The organism is Variovorax sp. V93 (genome assembly GCF_041154485.1).
Lineage (GTDB): Bacteria > Pseudomonadota > Gammaproteobacteria > Burkholderiales > Burkholderiaceae_C > Variovorax > Variovorax beijingensis_A.
Map to the genome: position 1 here is coordinate 3,296,917 of NZ_AP028669.1, position 15,294 is coordinate 3,312,210.

A 15,294-nucleotide genomic window follows, 5' to 3' on the forward strand; every position below is an offset into this window, starting at 1 on the left:
TCCTTCTTCAGTCAAAAGAGATGCCGCACGCCGAGCTCCCAGCCCGACGAGCGGCGCCCGCCCGCCGGTGCCACGCCGCCGCTCACCACGTAACGCGCCTGCCCGCCGTTCATGAGCCGCGCATAGGTGCCGTAGAGCGCGGTGCGCTTCGAGAGGTTGTGCACGTAGCCGATGCCGAACTGGCGCGCGTCGTCGCGGTTGCGCGGCATGCCGTTGGCGTTGCGCAGGCTCTCGTCGCTGCGGTCGTCCAGGTAGGCGTAGCTCAGGCGGATGCGGCCGACCTCGAAGGCCGGAATGTGCGCGCCGATCTCGGCGGTGTTCTTGCGCACCGTGCCGGCAGCAAGCTTCACCGTCACCTTGTTGTAGAGCGCGAAGAATTTCGCAAAGCCCGCATCCCACGTGCCGCCGATGTTGGCATGCGTGTAGTTGCCGATGGCGGCGGTGGCGTCGAAGTGCGTGCGCGTGACGGCCGCCGCGATGTCGAACGCACCCGCGGCAAAGCCGAAGCGCGCACCGGCAAAGTTGCCGTCGTCGCGGTTCGGCGCAGTGGAGTCGTTCTCCCCGGTGCCGATCATCGCCATGCCGTAGAAGCCGCCGAGCCCGGCCGGCAGCCAGTAGCTCACGGTGTTGCTGCCCGTGATGCCGGTGGGCAGCGGCCCGGTGCCCGCACCCGCGAACGTGAGGTTGCCCGCGCGCGCCACGCCGTTGGCATTGAAGGGATCGAAGTAGATGCTGTTGTAGTGCGTGGGGATGAAGTCGCGGCCCAGGCGCAGCTCGCCGAAGTTCTGGTGCGACAGGCTCACGAAGGACATGCGGTCGAAGGTGATCGGCCCTGCCGTGCCCGCGCCGCTCGCCTGGTTGTTGCTGTTGCTCGGGCGGCCGGTGCCGTTGTCGGGGTTCAGGCTGCCTTCGAGCCAGAAGCCCGCGCGCAGGCCGCCGCCCAGGTCTTCGGTGCCGCGGAATCCGAGCCGGCTGGTCGAAAGGCCGCCGTTCGACAGCGCCCTGACCGAGCCGCCGCCCTCGCCCTTCGTGTATTGCACGCCGAGGTCCATTACGCCGAACACGGTGACGCTGGACTGCGCGTGCGCCGCGCCGCTGCCGGCCAGCGCCAGCGCCGACCCCATCAAGAATCTCTTCATGTTTTCTTGTCTCCTGCTTCTTCTCTTGGTTGAAAAACTCGGGAACGCGCGCAGGGCTGCGCCACCGGGTGCGCGCGGGGTTGCGCACCGGTTGGCGAAGGCCGGGGTGAAAAAGGTCTAGCCCGAGGGCTCGGGGCGTTCGGTGCGCACGAGCACGGCGCCTTTCGAGAGCGGGCTCACGTTGCGCCGGTACTGCTGCAGCCAGCCGGTGTCGAAGGCCGGCGGCGGCGCCTGCCAGTCGGCGCGGCGGGCAGCGAGTTCCGCATCGGTCAATGCGATATCGAGGCGACGCGCATCGAGGTCGATGGTGATCGTGTCGCCGTCGCGCACCAGGCCGAGCGGCCCGCCGAGCACGGCCTCAGGCGACACCTCGGCCACCACCAGCCCCTTGCAGACCAGGCCCGAGAGATGCCCGTCGGTCAGGATCGCAACCTGGTCGCCCAGGCCCGCGCCGTCGATCGCGAACACCACGCGCGAGGCGCCGCCGCCCATCGCCGGACCGCCGCAGGCACCGGCGCCGCGCATCACCACCACCTGGCCCGGCGCGATCTCGCCCTTCTTGAGCGCCGCAATGGCCGCGTCCGAGGTCCAGAAGCACACGGCCGGGCCCGTGAAGCTGCGCACCTTGCGCTCCACGATGCCGGTCTTGATCAGGCCCGATTCGGGCGCGAGGTTGCCGCGCAGCAGGACGATGGCGGGATGCGGCGCGACCGGGCGCTCGATGGGGCGGATCACCTCGGCGCTGGCGACTTCGGCGCCGCGCAGGTTGTCGGCCACGGTGCCGCCCGTGACGGTCAACGCACCGGTGTCGAGCAAGGGCGCGAGCTGCTTCATCAGCGCACGGCAACCGCCCGCCGCCTCGAAGGCTTCGATGCTGTGCTCGCCGATCGGCCGCACGCCGGCCAGCACCGGCGTCGCCGGGCCGAGGCTTTCGAACAGGCCGTACACGTCGACGCCGCACTCTCCCTCGGTCGACACGGCCTGCAGGTGCTTGGCCGTGTTGAGCGAAGCGCCGATGGCCAGCACCGCGCGCACCGCGTTGACAAAGGCGCCGGGCGTGAGGATGTCGCGCGGCTTCAGGTCGTCCCACACCATCTGCACGATGCGCGTGCCGGCGGCGCGCACGTCGTCCATCATCTTCGGGCTCAGCGCGGCCACCGGCGCGCTGCCCGGCAAGGCCATGCCGAGCGCCTCGCAGACGATGTGCATCGAGTTGGCCGTGCCCAGGCCCGAGCACACGCCCGGCCCGCGGATCGCCTCGCGGCTCATGCCCACGAGTTCTTCCACCGGCAGGTGGCCGGTGACCGCATGCATCGCGCCGATGAACACTTCCTCGATGTCCATGTGCTTGCCGCGGTATTCGCCGCTGGGCTGGTAGCCGCAGGGCACGAGCAGGGTCGGAATGTTGAGCCGCGCGGCCGCCATGAGCTGGCCCGGCACGGTCTTGTCGCACGAGGTGAGGCAGACCATGCCGTCGAGCTGCGCACCTTCGACCGCCACTTCGATGTCGTTGGTCACGAGGTCGCGCGCGCCGAGCATGTAGGCGCCGCGCGCGCCGGCGCCGGTGATGAAGTCGCTGGGCGCGGCCGTGCGGATCTCGAAGGGCACGCCGCCCGCGGCGCGGATCGCGGTCTTGATTTCCGCCGCCACGCGGTCGAGGTGGCTGAAGCAGGCAGCCAGTTCCGACGAGCTGTTGACGATGGCGATCTTGGGCTTCTCGCAGTCCTCTTCGGGAATGCCGAGCGCGCGCCAGTGCGCATTGCGCACCGACCACAGGTAGGAGCCGCGCGGGAAGTTGCTGCGCAGGGGACGGGTGGTCATGGGCGGTCTCCGGGTTTGTTCTTCTTGGTGATCTCGATCACGCCGCGGTCGGCGTCCACGCGCACCCAGTCGCCGGTTGCGATGCATTCGAGCGGGTCGCGCTCGAAGTCGGTCATCGAGGGCGCGTGCGTGACCACGGCGCCGAGCGCCATCTTGGTGGTCATCTCGTTGAACAGGAACGCCGCCGGCGCGGAGTTCATGAGCCGCGTCATGTGGAACATGGCCGACCAGCCCGACGAGCCCTTGGCGCCCGGAAACACCAGCACCTTGCCCGCGAAGCTCTGGCCGCGCAGTTCGTGCCGCGTCTCGATGACGGTGCCGGTGCGCGGATCGATGCCGCCCCAGCCCGAGATGCGGTCGCGCGTGACGAGTGCCTCGCCTTCGGCCACGCCGCCGACCACCTTGCGGCCGCGGATGACCAGAGGAACTATGTTGTGTGCGATTGCGCTCATGGTTTTGCTCCTTCCCCCTCTGGGGGAAGGTAGGGATGGGGGCGGGCAGAGCGCTCGATGGGTGCGCCGCCGGCCCCCACCCCGGCCCTCCCCCGGAAGGGGAGGGAGAAAGACAACGCAAGCCTGAAGCTCATTGCATGCCTCCATTCCACCGCCCCGTGCACGCCGCATCGATGCATTCGGCCGTGCTGCCGAACCACGCCTGCACGCCGAGGATCGCGGGCAGGTAGTGCGCCTGCTTGGCCGAATCGAGCGCCACCGTCTTCGTGCCCTTGGGCACGGCGCGGCTCATGGCGGAGCAGCTGTCGGTCATGAGGATGCCGCCCGCGTCCTCGATGATCCGGGTGTAGCCGTTGCGGTCGGCCAGCGACTTGATGGCGCGCGGCGTGAAGATCCACAGCTCGCAATCCGGGTGCACCTTGCGGCCCTCGATGAGCTGCGCAGCTTCCCAGATCTGCTCGATGGTGTAGTGCGGGCAGCCCAGCATCACGTACTGCACCTCAGCATCCTTGCCCGTCGCGTTGATCTTCTCGTAGGTGGCGCGGCGCTCGGCCTCGCCGTAGTGCAGCACCTCCACCGGCGCGCGGCCGCCGAGCGCCTGCTCGAGCGTCAGTGCTTCGGGCGTGATGCCCGCGATGTGGTACATCTCCACGCCGCCCGAGGACGAGGCCGCCGCGCCGAAGTGCTTGAGCCGCGGCAGGTTGGGCACGCGGCCGATGCCGCGCTGGCTGTGCACCACCGGCACGCGCTCCTGCACATGCTCGCCGATGTAGTAGCCCAGGAGCCCCCAGTCCTGCACCGACTCGACCTCGACATCGAGCTCGACCACATGCGTCGCGTGGCGGTTCTCGTCGAGGTGGTAGCCCCAGTAGGGAATGCGCCCGGTGAGCATGGCGGCGCCCGTGCTTTCGCGCCCTTCCGTGTTCGTGCGCGCGCCCAGAACCGAGTTGCAATACACCACCGCCGACGATTCCATCCACGCGCAGTGCTCGCCGCGCGTCGGGATGTTGCCGACCTGGTAGGGCGTGCAGGTGTTCATGATCTGCGCGCCCAGGCCCGCGGCATGGCGCTCGCTCTTGTTGTAGAACTGCACGATCTCCTCGCTCACGCCCATGCGCTCGGGCTGGCCGGGGTCGAAGCCCAGCTGCAGGTGGCTCGTGAAGACCTTGAACTTCGGAATCTCGACCGTCTCCTGGCTGTCGAGGCTGAACTCGGAGAACACCGCGTCCATGCCGCCGCCCTTGGCCAGCGCGAAGTCGCGCTGGAACGGCGTGGTCGAGGTGATGGTGGCGCAGACGTTGCGCGTTTCCACCAGCCGCTCGGCCCCCAGTGCCTCGCCGTAGCGCACCAGCAGGTCCATCGCCTTCTGCACGGCCGGTCCACCGCGGCCGTCCATCATGGCTTTTTCTTCATCGCTCAGGTGCATGGCCCTGTGTCTCCGTTTTTTTGTGTCGTGGGGGTCGGCCGGGGCTAGCCCGGCAAGGGCGTGGGCACGTGGCCACCGATGTCGCGCGCGATGGTGAGCGCGATGTCGTGCAGGCGCGGTGCCAGTTCGTTGCGCAGCCGTTCCTCGGTGAACACGAAGGCCGCGCCGCCGCCGTTGAGCGCCATCACTTCGCCGTCGGGCCCGATGAGGGGCACCGACACCGAGTTGATCTCGCGGTGGAACTCGCCCAGCGAAAGGCAGTAGCCCAGCCGCCGGGCCTCGCCGATGGCGCGCGTCATGCCGGGTGCGATGCTGTCCCACTCGGGGCCGCGCAGGAGGCGCATCGAATCGACCAGCTGGTTGCGCTGCGCCTCGGGCAGTGCCGAAAGATAGGCGCGGCCCAGCGCCGAGTTGGCCAGCGGCGCGCGCGAGCCCACGTCGAGCCGCGCCGACAGCATCGACGAGCGCGGCCGGCAGGCCTCGATCAGCACCATCTCCATGCCGTCGCGTATGGCCAGGTAGACCGAGGCGCCCACCTCCTCGGCCATCGCCTGCATGCTGGGCCGCGCGGCGGCGCGCACGTCGAGGCTGCCGAGGAACACGCGCGACAGCGACACCACGCCCGGTCCGAGCATGAAGCGGTCGGCCACCTGCGCGGCCTTGAGCATGCCCAGCGAGAGCAGCGTGGCGACGAGCCGGTTGACCGTGGGCCGCGGGATGCCGGTGATGCGCGCGATGTCGGCATGGCCCAGCACGGGGCGCGCCTCGCTGAAGCAGCGCAGCACCGAGATGCCGCGCTCCAGCGCGCTCACGGTGTCGGCGCGGTCGCCGCGCGCATCGGCGGAATCGGCGGCGGAAAAAGAGGTGTCGTTTTTGTCAGTGGACATGGAAGAACCCTTTGCAAGACTCTGCAATGTAGAGGCTGGCGAAAGCGCGTCGGCCGGGTTCATGCGATTCAGATACCGGCTTCGGCCGCGGCCCGCGCCTGCGCGCCCTGCCCGGCGCCGGCACGCAGGTACACGCCCTGCGCGAGCAGCGCCGACTGCAGCGCGCCCACGTCGATGAAGCGCGGCTCGATGCAGCCCTGCGAGGCCAGCGCCGCCGCCACGCCCGCGGCCTGGCCGGTGATCCAGCATTGCGGGATCTCGCGCATGAAGCCGTGCGAGTTGCGGTCGCACGAGATGTGGCGCCCGCAGGCCAGCAGGCCGTCGAGCTGCTGCGGCACCAGCGCGCCGTAGGGAATGGAGATGTTCGGAAATTTCGGCGAGACCGCGGGCGTCACGCCCACCTCGTCGGCCAGTGCCACGCCGTCGGGCCACTGGCTGCGCAGCACCGCGCCCACGCCGGAGAGGCGCCGCGCATGGCGCACGCCGATCTGCGGCGCGCTCAGCATCAGGTAGGCCTCCTCGAAGCCGGGCGCATGCGCCTTGAAGTAGTCCAGGTGGGCGGCCATCGCGCGGTGCGAGCGCACTTCCACGGCCGTGAGGTCGTCCACGTCGAGCGCGGAGTAGCCCGACTGGCGCGGCCCCATGAACAGCGCCACGTCGTTGCGCCACGAGACGAAGGGCCGCTCGAACAGGCCGCACACTTCGCGCCCGCGCGCCATGAAGGCGCTGAAGGCCTCGGGCTGGCCGGCCTTGAACTCGATCCAGCGGTTCATGTCCACGCCGCCGAACAGCCACGAGGTGTTCATGCAGTGGTGCACGTCGGCCTCCTCGATGTCGTTCACGAAAGCCGCGCCGGCGCGCGCGAACAGGTCGCCGTCACCGGTGGCGTCGACCACCACGTCGGCCATGATCGCCATGCGGCCTTCCTTGCTCTCGAACACCACGCCCTTCACGGCGCCGTCCTGCACGATCGGAATCGCGGCCCACGAGTGGTAGATGAGCTTGACCTTGCGCTCCAGCACGATCTCCTGCGACAGCAGCTTGAGGCGCTCCGGGTCGATGGTGGGCGACCACGTGACCACGCCGTGGTACGCGGCCGTGCGCTGCGACCAGTGGGCGGCCTTGGCCGCGTCCTGCGAGCCCCAGTCTTCGCGCGCGGGTCCGGCAATGGCATCGGCCGGCAGGCGGTCGAACAGTTCTTCGGCAAAGCCGCGGATCACGAGCTGGCCTTCCCAGTCGGTCATGCGGTCGATCCAGATCACGAGGCCACCGGTGGAAAGCCCGCCCAGGTGGTTGTAGCGCTCGAGCAGCGCCACGTCGGCGCCGGCGCGCGCGGCGGCCGCGGCGGCCGCGGTGCCCGAAGGCCCGCCGCCCACCACCAGCACGCCGCAGCGGTGGTAGACCGGGATGTTCTTGCCGGGCTCGGCCCAGCTGCCGTGGTCAGGACGCTTGACGCGGCTGTCGCGGTCGAAGATGTCGGAGGACAGGATGCGCTCGTCGGTGCGGACGACAGTTTTCATGGATGAATGTCTTTGATGGGCTGTTGCGTCGTATTTTGATTTCAATGTTCATTTTGTCAAACACAAAAGCCTGAAAAAGGCGTTTATTCGGGGTATTCCCTAATCGATATGGATTTTTATGGTTTTCTAAACCAATATAAGAAGAACATTCCAACGGAGACATTGATGAAGAAACCCTGCGGCACCCGCCGCGCATTCGGCGCGGCGCTCGGCGCGGCGGCCCTGCTGGGCGTGGCGCCCCTGGCGCTGGCGCAAGACTTTCCCGTGCGCGGCGGCAAGCCGATACGCATCGTGGTGGGCTTCACGGCCGGCGGCGGCACCGATGCGCAGGCGCGCATCGTGGCGCAGAAGCTCGGCGAGGTGCTGGGCACCGGCGTGATCGTCGACAACAAGCCCGGCGCCAGCACCATGCTGGCCGCGAGCGAGGTGGCGCGCGCGCTGCCCGACGGCTACACGCTGCTCTATGCGCCCTCGTCGACCATGGCGCAGAACCCGCACACCTTCTCGCAGGTGCCGTACGACCCGTTCAAGGACTTCACCGCCATCTCGATGGGCGGCCGCGGGCCGCTCGTGCTGTCGGTGAGCACCAGCGTGCCGGCCCACAACGTGAAGGAACTCATCGCCTACGTGAAGGCGAACCCCGGCAAGGTGAGCTATGCCTCCTTCGGCGCGGGCACCTCGTCGCACATCTACGGCGAGGCCTTCGTGAAGAAGGCCGGCATCGACGCGGTGCACATCCCGTACAAGGGCGGCTCGGATGCGGCCAAGGACCTGATCGGCGGCCGCGTGCAGTACATGTTCGATTCGGCCTCCTCGGCCATCATCACCTCGGGCACCGGCAAGGTGAAGATCCTGGCAATTGCCGCGAACGAGCGCATCGCCGCGCTGCCCGAGGTCCCGACCTTCGCCGAGCAGGGCCTCGCAGGCCTCGACCTGCCGAGCTGGCTCGGCTTCTACGGGCCGGCCCACATGCCGGCGCCGGTGGTCGCCAGGCTCAACGCGGCGCTCACGCAGGTGCTGGCGATGCCGCAGGTGCGCGAGTTCTATCGCAGCGGCGGCTATGAAGCCGGGGCCAGCACCCCCGAGGAGTTTGCCGGCGTCACGCGCTCGACCTACGAGCGCTGGGGCGCGATGGTGCAGCAGGTCGGGCTGGCGAAGCAATGAACGCCGGGCCGCACTCCTTCATCGCCCGCCGGCGCGTTGCCGCGTGGCTCGGGTTCGCACTGGGCGCTGCCGCGCTGCCGTGCGGCGCGCTCGCGGCCGAGCCCGCCCCCTTCCCCGAGAAAGGCCGCAGCATCCGCATCGTGCTCGGCCTGGCGGCGGGCGGCGCCTCGGATGCGCAGGCGCGCTTCGTCGCCAACAAGCTCGGCGAAGTGCTGCAGACGCCCGTGATCGTGGAGAACCGGCCGGGCGCGAGCTTCATCCTTGCCACCGAGGAAGTGATTCGCGCCGCACCCGACGGCTACACGATGATGTACGCACCCTCTTCGGTGGTGGCGCAGAACCCGCAGACGCTGGCACAGGTGCGCTACGACCCGTTCAAGGACCTCACGCCGATCTCGCTCGGCGCGCGCGGGCCGCTGGTTCTCACGGTGCATGCGAGCGTGCCCGCGCGCACGGTGCAGGAGCTGGTGGCCTACATCAAGGCCAACCCCGGCAAGATGAGCTATGCCTCCTTCGGCACCGGCACCTCGTCGCACATCTACGGCGAGGCCTTCGCCAAGCAGGCCGGGCTGGACGTGGTGCACGTGCCCTACAAGGGCGGCGCCGATGCCGCGAAGGACTTTCTCGCGGGCCGCGTGCAGTACTACTTCGACGCCGCGCCCAACGCCATCCAGAACACCGCCACCGGCAAGGTCCGCATGCTGGCAGTGGCGGCGCCGAAGCGCAGCGCGATGCTGCCTGACGTGCCCACGATGACCGAGCAAGGCGTGAGCGGGGTCGACATGCCGAGCTGGCTCGGCTTCTTCGGTCCGGCGCGCATGCCGGCGCCGGTGGTCGCCCGGCTCAACGGCGCGCTCGCGCAGGTGCTGGCGATGCCCGCCACGCGCGACTTCTTCCGCCAGGGCGCCTACGAGGCCGAGTCGTCGAGCCCCGCGCAACTGGCCGAACTCACGCGTACGACCTACGACCAGTGGGGCGACACGATCCGCAGGCTGGGCCTGGTGAAGCAATAGCGAGGCTCCGGGCTCGCGCTTAAAGAGATATTAAAAACTCTGGGGCATCATTCGCACTGCTTTTCACGCGCCACGCCCCCATGCACCTGCTCCTGGTCGAAGACGATGCCATGCTGGGCGAGGCGGTGTGCGACGGCGCGCGCCAGGGCGGCTGGACCATCGACCATGTCTGCGACGCGCCCGCGGCCCGGCTCGCGCTGATCGACCATGCCTATGCCGCCGTGCTGCTCGACATCGGGCTGCCCGGCGAGTCGGGGCTTTCGGTGCTGCGCGCGATGCGCGGCCGCTACGACCCGACGCCCGTGCTGATGCTGACCGCGCGCGGCCAGCTCAGCGAGCGCATCCACGGGCTCGACGCGGGCGCCGACGACTACATCGTCAAGCCCTTCCAGTTCGACGAGCTCTGGGCGCGCGTGCGCTCGGTCATCCGCCGCAGCCAGGGTCGCGTGGTCCCGGTGTTCTCGCACGGCGACATCGAGGTCGACCGCAGCCGCCGCGTGGTGTCGAAGGCCGGGGTCGAGGTGACGCTGAGCGCGCACGAATACCGCACGCTGCTGGCACTGCTCGAGCGGCCCGGCCACGTGGTCACGCGCGACCATCTGCAGGACGCCGTCTACGGCAATGCGAGCGCGGTCGAGAGCAACACCATCGCCGTCTTCATCCACCAGCTGCGCCGCAAGCTCGGCGACGACCTGATCCGGACCGTGCACGGGCACGGCTACGTGGTGGGCCAGCCGCGTCCATGAGGCTGAACTCGCTGCAGGCGCGGATGATCATGGTGATCGCCGCGACCATCGCGCTGTGCTGGGCGGTGGCGCTCACGGTGCTGTTCGTCTACCTCACGCACAACAGGAACAGCATCTGGGACGACAAGCTCCAGACCGTCGCCACGCGCATCCTGCTGACCATTCCCGGCGAAGACAAGCTCAAGGGGCTGCGGCCGCGCGCCAACGGCCTTCAGCTGCGCGACGAGGCGCTGCCCGAGAGCGAGGCGTTCGCGTTCCAGATCTGGCTCGACGGCGACCGCCTGCTCGTGCGCTCGCCCGGCGCGCCCGACACCCCGCTGCGGCCGGGCTTCGCCGGAGGCGCGGCCACCAGCGTGATCGAGGGCGCGCGATGGCGCGTCTACTCCGCCTCGGACAAGACTGGCCGCGTGCATGTGCAGGTGGGCAATCTGCACAGCGTGGTCGACGCCGAACTGCGCGGGGACGCGATGACCGCGCTGGTCATCAACACGCTCTTGCTGCTGCTGGTGGGTGCGCTGATGTGGTTTGTGGTGCGCCGTTCGCTGAAGCCGGTGCTGGCGCTGGGCGAGCAGATGCGCCAGCGGCGCAGCTTCGACCTCACGCCGCTCTCTCCGGCGCCGCTGCCGCGCGAACTGCATCCGCTGGTCGCGTCGTTCAACCATGCGCTGCGGCAGCTCGACGAAGCGGTCGAGGGCGAGCGCCGCTTCATCGGCGATGCGGCGCACGAGCTGCGCACGCCGCTCTCGGCGCTGCAGGCGCAGGCCCAGATCGCGCTGCGCGCACTCACCGCGGCCGAGAAGGACATCGCACTCGCCAAGCTGCTCGCCGTGGCCGAGCGCAGCACGCGCCTGTCGGAGCAGCTGCTCGACCTGGCGCGCCTCAATGCGGGCGCCAACGCGCCGCAGCATGCGCCGGCCGATCTGGGGGCGCTCGTGATGCACGTGGCGAACGAGTTCGACGTGCATGCGCTCCAGCACGCGCGCACCATCCTGCTCGACGCGCGGCCGTGCGCCATTCGCTGCGACATCGACGAGATCGGCATCCTGTTGCGCAACCTGGTCGACAACGCGCTGCGCTACACGCCCAAGGGCGGCCGCGTGCGCGTGAGCTGCGGCCACACGGCGGGCACCGAACCCGACGAGGCCCGGCGCGTCTACCTCGAGGTGGCCGACGACGGCCCGGGCGTGCCGGCCGCGGAGCGCGCCTCGATCTTCAAGCGCTTTCACCGCGTGGCCGGCACGCCGTCGCGCGGCAGCGGCATCGGGCTGTCGCTGGTGGCGGGCATCGCCGAGGTGCATCGCGCGACCATCGAGACCGGCGCCGGACTCGACGGCCGCGGCCTCGGCATTCGCGTGCTGTTTCCGGCGTTGGGCTCCGCCGAGGCTCCCGCGCTTCAGAATCTGTAGAGGTAGCCGACGCGCACGCCGGTCTGGCTCGACCGGCCGACCAGCGGGCTGTTCTTGATGCCGCTGCCGAGGCGGGTGCCGCTGAGGTCCAGGAACAGGGTCTGCTTCGGCGCCACGGCGTAGTCCACGCGCAGGCCCAGTTCGACGTTCGCGGCGGCGTCGCCGTCGTAGCGGGCGCGGTCCGGGCGGGCTTCCGCTGCGCGCACGCCGTAGTAGTAGTCGACGTACTTGCGGTCGACCCAATGCACAGCGAGCCGTGGCGTGAAGCTGAAGGCACCCGAGGTGAAGCGGCGGTCGGCCTGCAGCTTGAACCGGGTGCCCTTGCTGTGCCCGGAGGCGTCGGCCAGCAGCTCGGCCGACAGGTTGGCAAACTCGTTGCGCCAGATCGCGGCGCCCCCAAGCCAGATGCTGGCCTTGCGTTCCTCCATGCCGGCCAGGTAGGGGGAGTCTTCGGCCTCGTAGCCGTCCGACGCGTAGCGCGCACGCAGCCGGAACGACACCGGACCCGCGGAAGGGAGCTTCAGGTCGAGGCTCGGGCCCGCAACGCTGACCCACCGGTTCTCGTAGGTGACCATCGGAATGGCGATCGTCTTGTCGTCGAATTCGCGGTAGGGCTTGCGGTCCATGCCCGCCGCGATACCGAGACCCCACTGGGACCCCCCGGCCTGGAACTTCTCTTCGTCGGACTGCGCCCAGGCGAGTGGCATGCAGGTGGCGGAGACGGCGCCCATGGCAATGGCCGCGAAGGCCGAGCGGCCATGGAAACGGGGGCCTCGGGCGGCAAGGCGGGTTGGCTTCTTCATCAGGATCCTCAGGGTGGAAAGTCGAAGGTTCGAAGCGGCATCGCCGCCTCGCCGCCGATGCTGACCCTGAGGCTTTAATAACTCTTTAGGCTTTTTAAGATTCGATGAATGGCCCGGCGCTCAGCCCAGGAAGCGCAGCAGCATCCGGTTGAATTCATCGGCGCGCTCGTACTGCGCCCAATGTCCTGCCCCGTCGATCACCACGCCTTCGCGCCGCGGATGGCCGGCCGTGAGCTGCGCCACCAGCGGCCGCGGATCGGCGGTGACGTCGTACTCGCCCCAGAGCAGCAGCTGCGGCCCGCCGAGCGTGTCGAGTGCGGCCTGCAGGCCGCCCGCCTGCGACACGTCCTTGCTGCGAAAGCGCGTGCCGTGGCAGGAAATGTCGTGGATCTCGAACGCCACCGGGTCGATCGCGGCCTTGTCGTGCAGCATCAGCGCGGCCAGGTTGTGCAGCAGCGCGGCGCGTTCCTGCTCGCGGCTGGGCGCAGCACGCCAGTTGATCATCTCTACCGCCATGCGCCGCATCGTGCCGTGGCCGCCGCTACCCACGAGCGCCAGGCGCCGGATGGCACCGCGCCGCACCGCGAAGCGCGCCGCGGTGAGCCCGCCGAAGGAGAAGCCGCCCAGGTCGATGGGCGTGCCCGCGCCGATCAGCTGGTCGAGCGATCCGCCCAGCGCATCGAGCAGCGGGCCGAGCGGATCTTCGCCGGGCGCTGCGCGCGGCGGCGCGTCGGAATCGTTGAACCCGGGCATGTCGGGCAGCCACAGCGTGCGCCCGGCCGAAAGCGCCTCGACGTTGCGCAGCCAGTGCATCCAGCTGCCGTGGCCGCCGTGCAGCAGCACCAGCGGCGCATCGGTGTTGTCGTCGCCGAAGCGGCGCCAGCAGACGCGAACGCCGCCGTGCACCACGTCATGGCGCGTGCCGCTCGCGGCGATGCGTTCGATCAGCAGGCGGGCTTCGGTATTGAAATCTGAATCGGGAATGGAAGGCATCGCCCGATTCTGCCAACGCGCAGCCTTTTCAGCTGGCGCCGGCGCCGAAGCGGTAGCTCGACACCACGAGGCCGCCCATGAAGGCCTCTTCGTGATAGACGCGTTCGCCGGGCTCCTGCTCGGCCGCGCCGACCGCCACCATCAGCGGGATCAGGTGCTCCTCGCGCGGATGCGCCATGCGCGCCGACGGTGCGGCGGCCCAGTCCTGCAGCCGCTGCACGCGCTCCTGCGGCGGCGACTGCACTGCCGTGTGGTCGAGCCAGTCGCCGAAGGCCTTGGATACGCCGTGCGCCTGCGGGCCGAAGTTGCGCAGGTTGTGATAGCTCAGGCCGCTGCCCACGATGAGCACGTTCTCGTCCCGCAGGGGCGCAAGCGCGCGACCGAGCGCCAGGTGCTCCGCCGGATCGAGCCCGCGACGCAGCGACAGCTGCACCACCGGCACGCCGGCCTCGGGGTACATCGCCTTCATCGGCGAGAACATGCCGTGGTCGAAGCCGCGCTCGGGATCGATGGCCGCCGGCAGCCCGGCCGCCTCCAGCAGCGACTGCACGCGCCGCGCCAGCTCGGGCGAACCCGGTGCGTCGTAGCGCACTTCATAAGTGTGGGCGGGAAAGCCGCCGTAGTCGTAGATCATCGGCGGACGCGGGTTGCCCTGCACCGTGAAGACCGGCGCCTCCCAATGTGCCGACACCATGAGGATGGCGGCGGGCGTGCGGCCGATCTGGCGCGGCATGTCGGCCAGCGCCGCGGCCAGCTGGTCATAGACGCCGCCCATCTCCTTCTTCATCCAGGGCCAGGGGCCGCCGCCGTGCGAGATGAAGTACGTGGGCAGGCGCGAGGTGGTGTTGTCGTGGGTCAAGCCGATGCTCCTTGAAGGCGTTGCATCGACTGTAGACATTTCCCACCAGGAAATCGACAGGCTACGATGCATCGATTCATTTCCTCACAGGAAACCATCCATGGACCGTCTGACCAGCCTGCGCGTGTTTCGGGAGGTTGTCGAATCGGGCAGCTTCGTGGCCGCGGCCGAGCGGCTGTCGATGTCGCCGCCGATGGCCAGCAAGCATGTGGCGCAGCTCGAGAAATCCCTGGGCGCGCGGCTTTTGCACCGCTCGAGCCGCCACCTGAGCCTGACCGAGGCCGGCACCGCCTGGTACGAGCAGAGCCGGCGCGCACTCGACCTGCTCGATGCCGCCGAGGCCGCCATCGGCCAGACGAGCGAGGCGCCGCGCGGCCAGCTCAAGGTGAGCGCGCCGGTGTGGTGTGCCACGCCGCGCTTCGCGCGCGTGCTGGCCGACTACCGCGAGCGCTTTCCGGAAGTGCTGGTCGACATCCACCTGGAGAACCGCAAGGTCGATCTCGCGGCCGATGGCTACGACCTCGCGTTGCGCGCCACCCAGGAGCCCTCCCCGGCGCTGATCGCGCGGCCGCTGTGCCGCGTGCCCTTCCACCTGGCAGGCACGCCCGCCTACCTGCGCCGCATGGGCGGCAACCCCACGCTGCCGGCCGACGTGGGCCGGCTCGGCGCCATCGTGCCGAGCTACGTGAACCTCGACAACCTCTCGCTCAAGGGGCCGGGCGGGCGGATGTTTGCGCTGCGGCTCACGCCGGCGCTGCGCTCGGACGACACCACGCTCACCTTGCATGCGGTGCGCGCGGACATGGGCATTGCCTTCCTGCCCGAATGGCTGGTCGACGACGACCTGGCCACGGGCCGGCTGGTGCGGCTTTTGCCCGACCACGCCTCGCCGCCGGTCACGCTGTTTGCCGTGTACACCAGCCGCCAGTACATGGCGCCCAAGCTGCGCAGCTTCATCGACTTTCTCGGCGAGCGGCTGGGCGGCCAGCCGCACGCGGCGGCAAAACGCACCCTTTCGGGGCAAGGACATGCCACCCCGGGCTAAAGTCGCGGCTTCCCCTGGAG

The 15,294-nt window shown here is 69.6% G+C and carries 14 protein-coding genes; 5 read left to right on the top strand and 9 right to left on the bottom strand.

The annotated features are described in order from the left end of the window. Positions 1–11: 11 nt before the first annotated feature. From ACAM54_RS15635 to ACAM54_RS15660, 6 genes are all read right to left on the bottom strand, one after another. A complete protein-coding gene (locus ACAM54_RS15635) occupies positions 12–1,139 on the bottom strand; it encodes a porin (RefSeq protein ID WP_369648158.1) in 1,128 nt (375 codons plus the stop codon). A gap of 117 nt (positions 1,140–1,256) precedes the next feature. Then, complete coding sequence (locus ACAM54_RS15640) at positions 1,257–2,960, bottom strand: dihydroxy-acid dehydratase (RefSeq protein ID WP_369648159.1); 1,704 nt, start codon at positions 2,958–2,960, stop codon at positions 1,257–1,259. Next, entirely contained in the window at positions 2,957–3,412 is a 456-nt protein-coding gene (locus tag ACAM54_RS15645; protein WP_369648160.1) for a DUF126 domain-containing protein, read from the bottom strand. The genes ACAM54_RS15640 and ACAM54_RS15645 overlap by 4 nt, the downstream gene beginning before the upstream one ends. 130 nt (positions 3,413–3,542) lie before the next feature. Beyond that, positions 3,543–4,838, bottom strand: a complete 1,296-nt coding sequence (locus ACAM54_RS15650; RefSeq protein WP_369648161.1) for an aconitase X — start codon at positions 4,836–4,838, stop codon at positions 3,543–3,545. 44 nt (positions 4,839–4,882) lie between these two features. Next, positions 4,883–5,725 (bottom strand): IclR family transcriptional regulator, encoded by an 843-nt coding sequence (locus ACAM54_RS15655; RefSeq protein ID WP_369648162.1) that lies wholly within the window; start codon positions 5,723–5,725, stop codon positions 4,883–4,885. Positions 5,726–5,793: 68 nt separating this feature from the next. Next, entirely contained in the window at positions 5,794–7,245 is a 1,452-nt protein-coding gene (locus ACAM54_RS15660) for an FAD-dependent oxidoreductase (protein WP_369648163.1), read from the bottom strand. A gap of 165 nt (positions 7,246–7,410) precedes the next feature. Between ACAM54_RS15660 and ACAM54_RS15665 the strand changes: the two genes are divergently transcribed. From ACAM54_RS15665 to ACAM54_RS15680, 4 genes are all read left to right on the top strand, one after another. Continuing rightward, positions 7,411–8,409 carry a Bug family tripartite tricarboxylate transporter substrate binding protein gene (locus ACAM54_RS15665; protein WP_369648164.1) on the top strand — a complete coding sequence of 333 codons (999 nt, stop codon included), beginning with the start codon at positions 7,411–7,413 and terminating at the stop codon, positions 8,407–8,409. Continuing rightward, the gene (locus ACAM54_RS15670; RefSeq protein ID WP_369648165.1) at positions 8,406–9,422 is read left to right on the top strand and encodes a Bug family tripartite tricarboxylate transporter substrate binding protein; all 1,017 of its coding nucleotides are present in this window, start codon (positions 8,406–8,408) and stop codon (positions 9,420–9,422) included. Before ACAM54_RS15665 ends, ACAM54_RS15670 begins: the two co-directional genes overlap by 4 nt. An 80-nt stretch (positions 9,423–9,502) precedes the next feature. Then, positions 9,503–10,168: a response regulator transcription factor gene (locus ACAM54_RS15675; protein WP_145744802.1), complete on the top strand. Its 666-nt coding sequence runs from the start codon at positions 9,503–9,505 to the stop codon at positions 10,166–10,168. After that, positions 10,165–11,574: a sensor histidine kinase gene (locus ACAM54_RS15680; protein ID WP_369648166.1), complete on the top strand. Its 1,410-nt coding sequence runs from the start codon at positions 10,165–10,167 to the stop codon at positions 11,572–11,574. The genes ACAM54_RS15675 and ACAM54_RS15680 overlap by 4 nt, the downstream gene beginning before the upstream one ends. On the opposite strand, the gene ACAM54_RS15685 is transcribed toward ACAM54_RS15680, so the two are convergent. From ACAM54_RS15685 to ACAM54_RS15695, 3 genes are all read right to left on the bottom strand, one after another. Next, positions 11,562–12,377: a MipA/OmpV family protein gene (locus ACAM54_RS15685; protein WP_369648167.1), complete on the bottom strand. Its 816-nt coding sequence runs from the start codon at positions 12,375–12,377 to the stop codon at positions 11,562–11,564. The two genes, ACAM54_RS15680 and ACAM54_RS15685, sit on opposite strands and share 13 nt — an antisense overlap. Before the next feature lie 120 nt (positions 12,378–12,497). Next, complete coding sequence (locus tag ACAM54_RS15690) at positions 12,498–13,370, bottom strand: alpha/beta fold hydrolase (protein WP_369648168.1); 873 nt, start codon at positions 13,368–13,370, stop codon at positions 12,498–12,500. A gap of 28 nt (positions 13,371–13,398) precedes the next feature. After that, positions 13,399–14,229, bottom strand: a complete 831-nt coding sequence (locus ACAM54_RS15695; RefSeq protein WP_369648169.1) for a class III extradiol ring-cleavage dioxygenase — start codon at positions 14,227–14,229, stop codon at positions 13,399–13,401. A 100-nt stretch (positions 14,230–14,329) separates the two neighbouring features. Between ACAM54_RS15695 and ACAM54_RS15700 the strand changes: the two genes are divergently transcribed. Beyond that, positions 14,330–15,274 carry a LysR family transcriptional regulator gene (locus ACAM54_RS15700; RefSeq protein ID WP_369648170.1) on the top strand — a complete coding sequence of 315 codons (945 nt, stop codon included), beginning with the start codon at positions 14,330–14,332 and terminating at the stop codon, positions 15,272–15,274. The last annotated feature ends 20 nt before the right edge of the window (positions 15,275–15,294 follow it).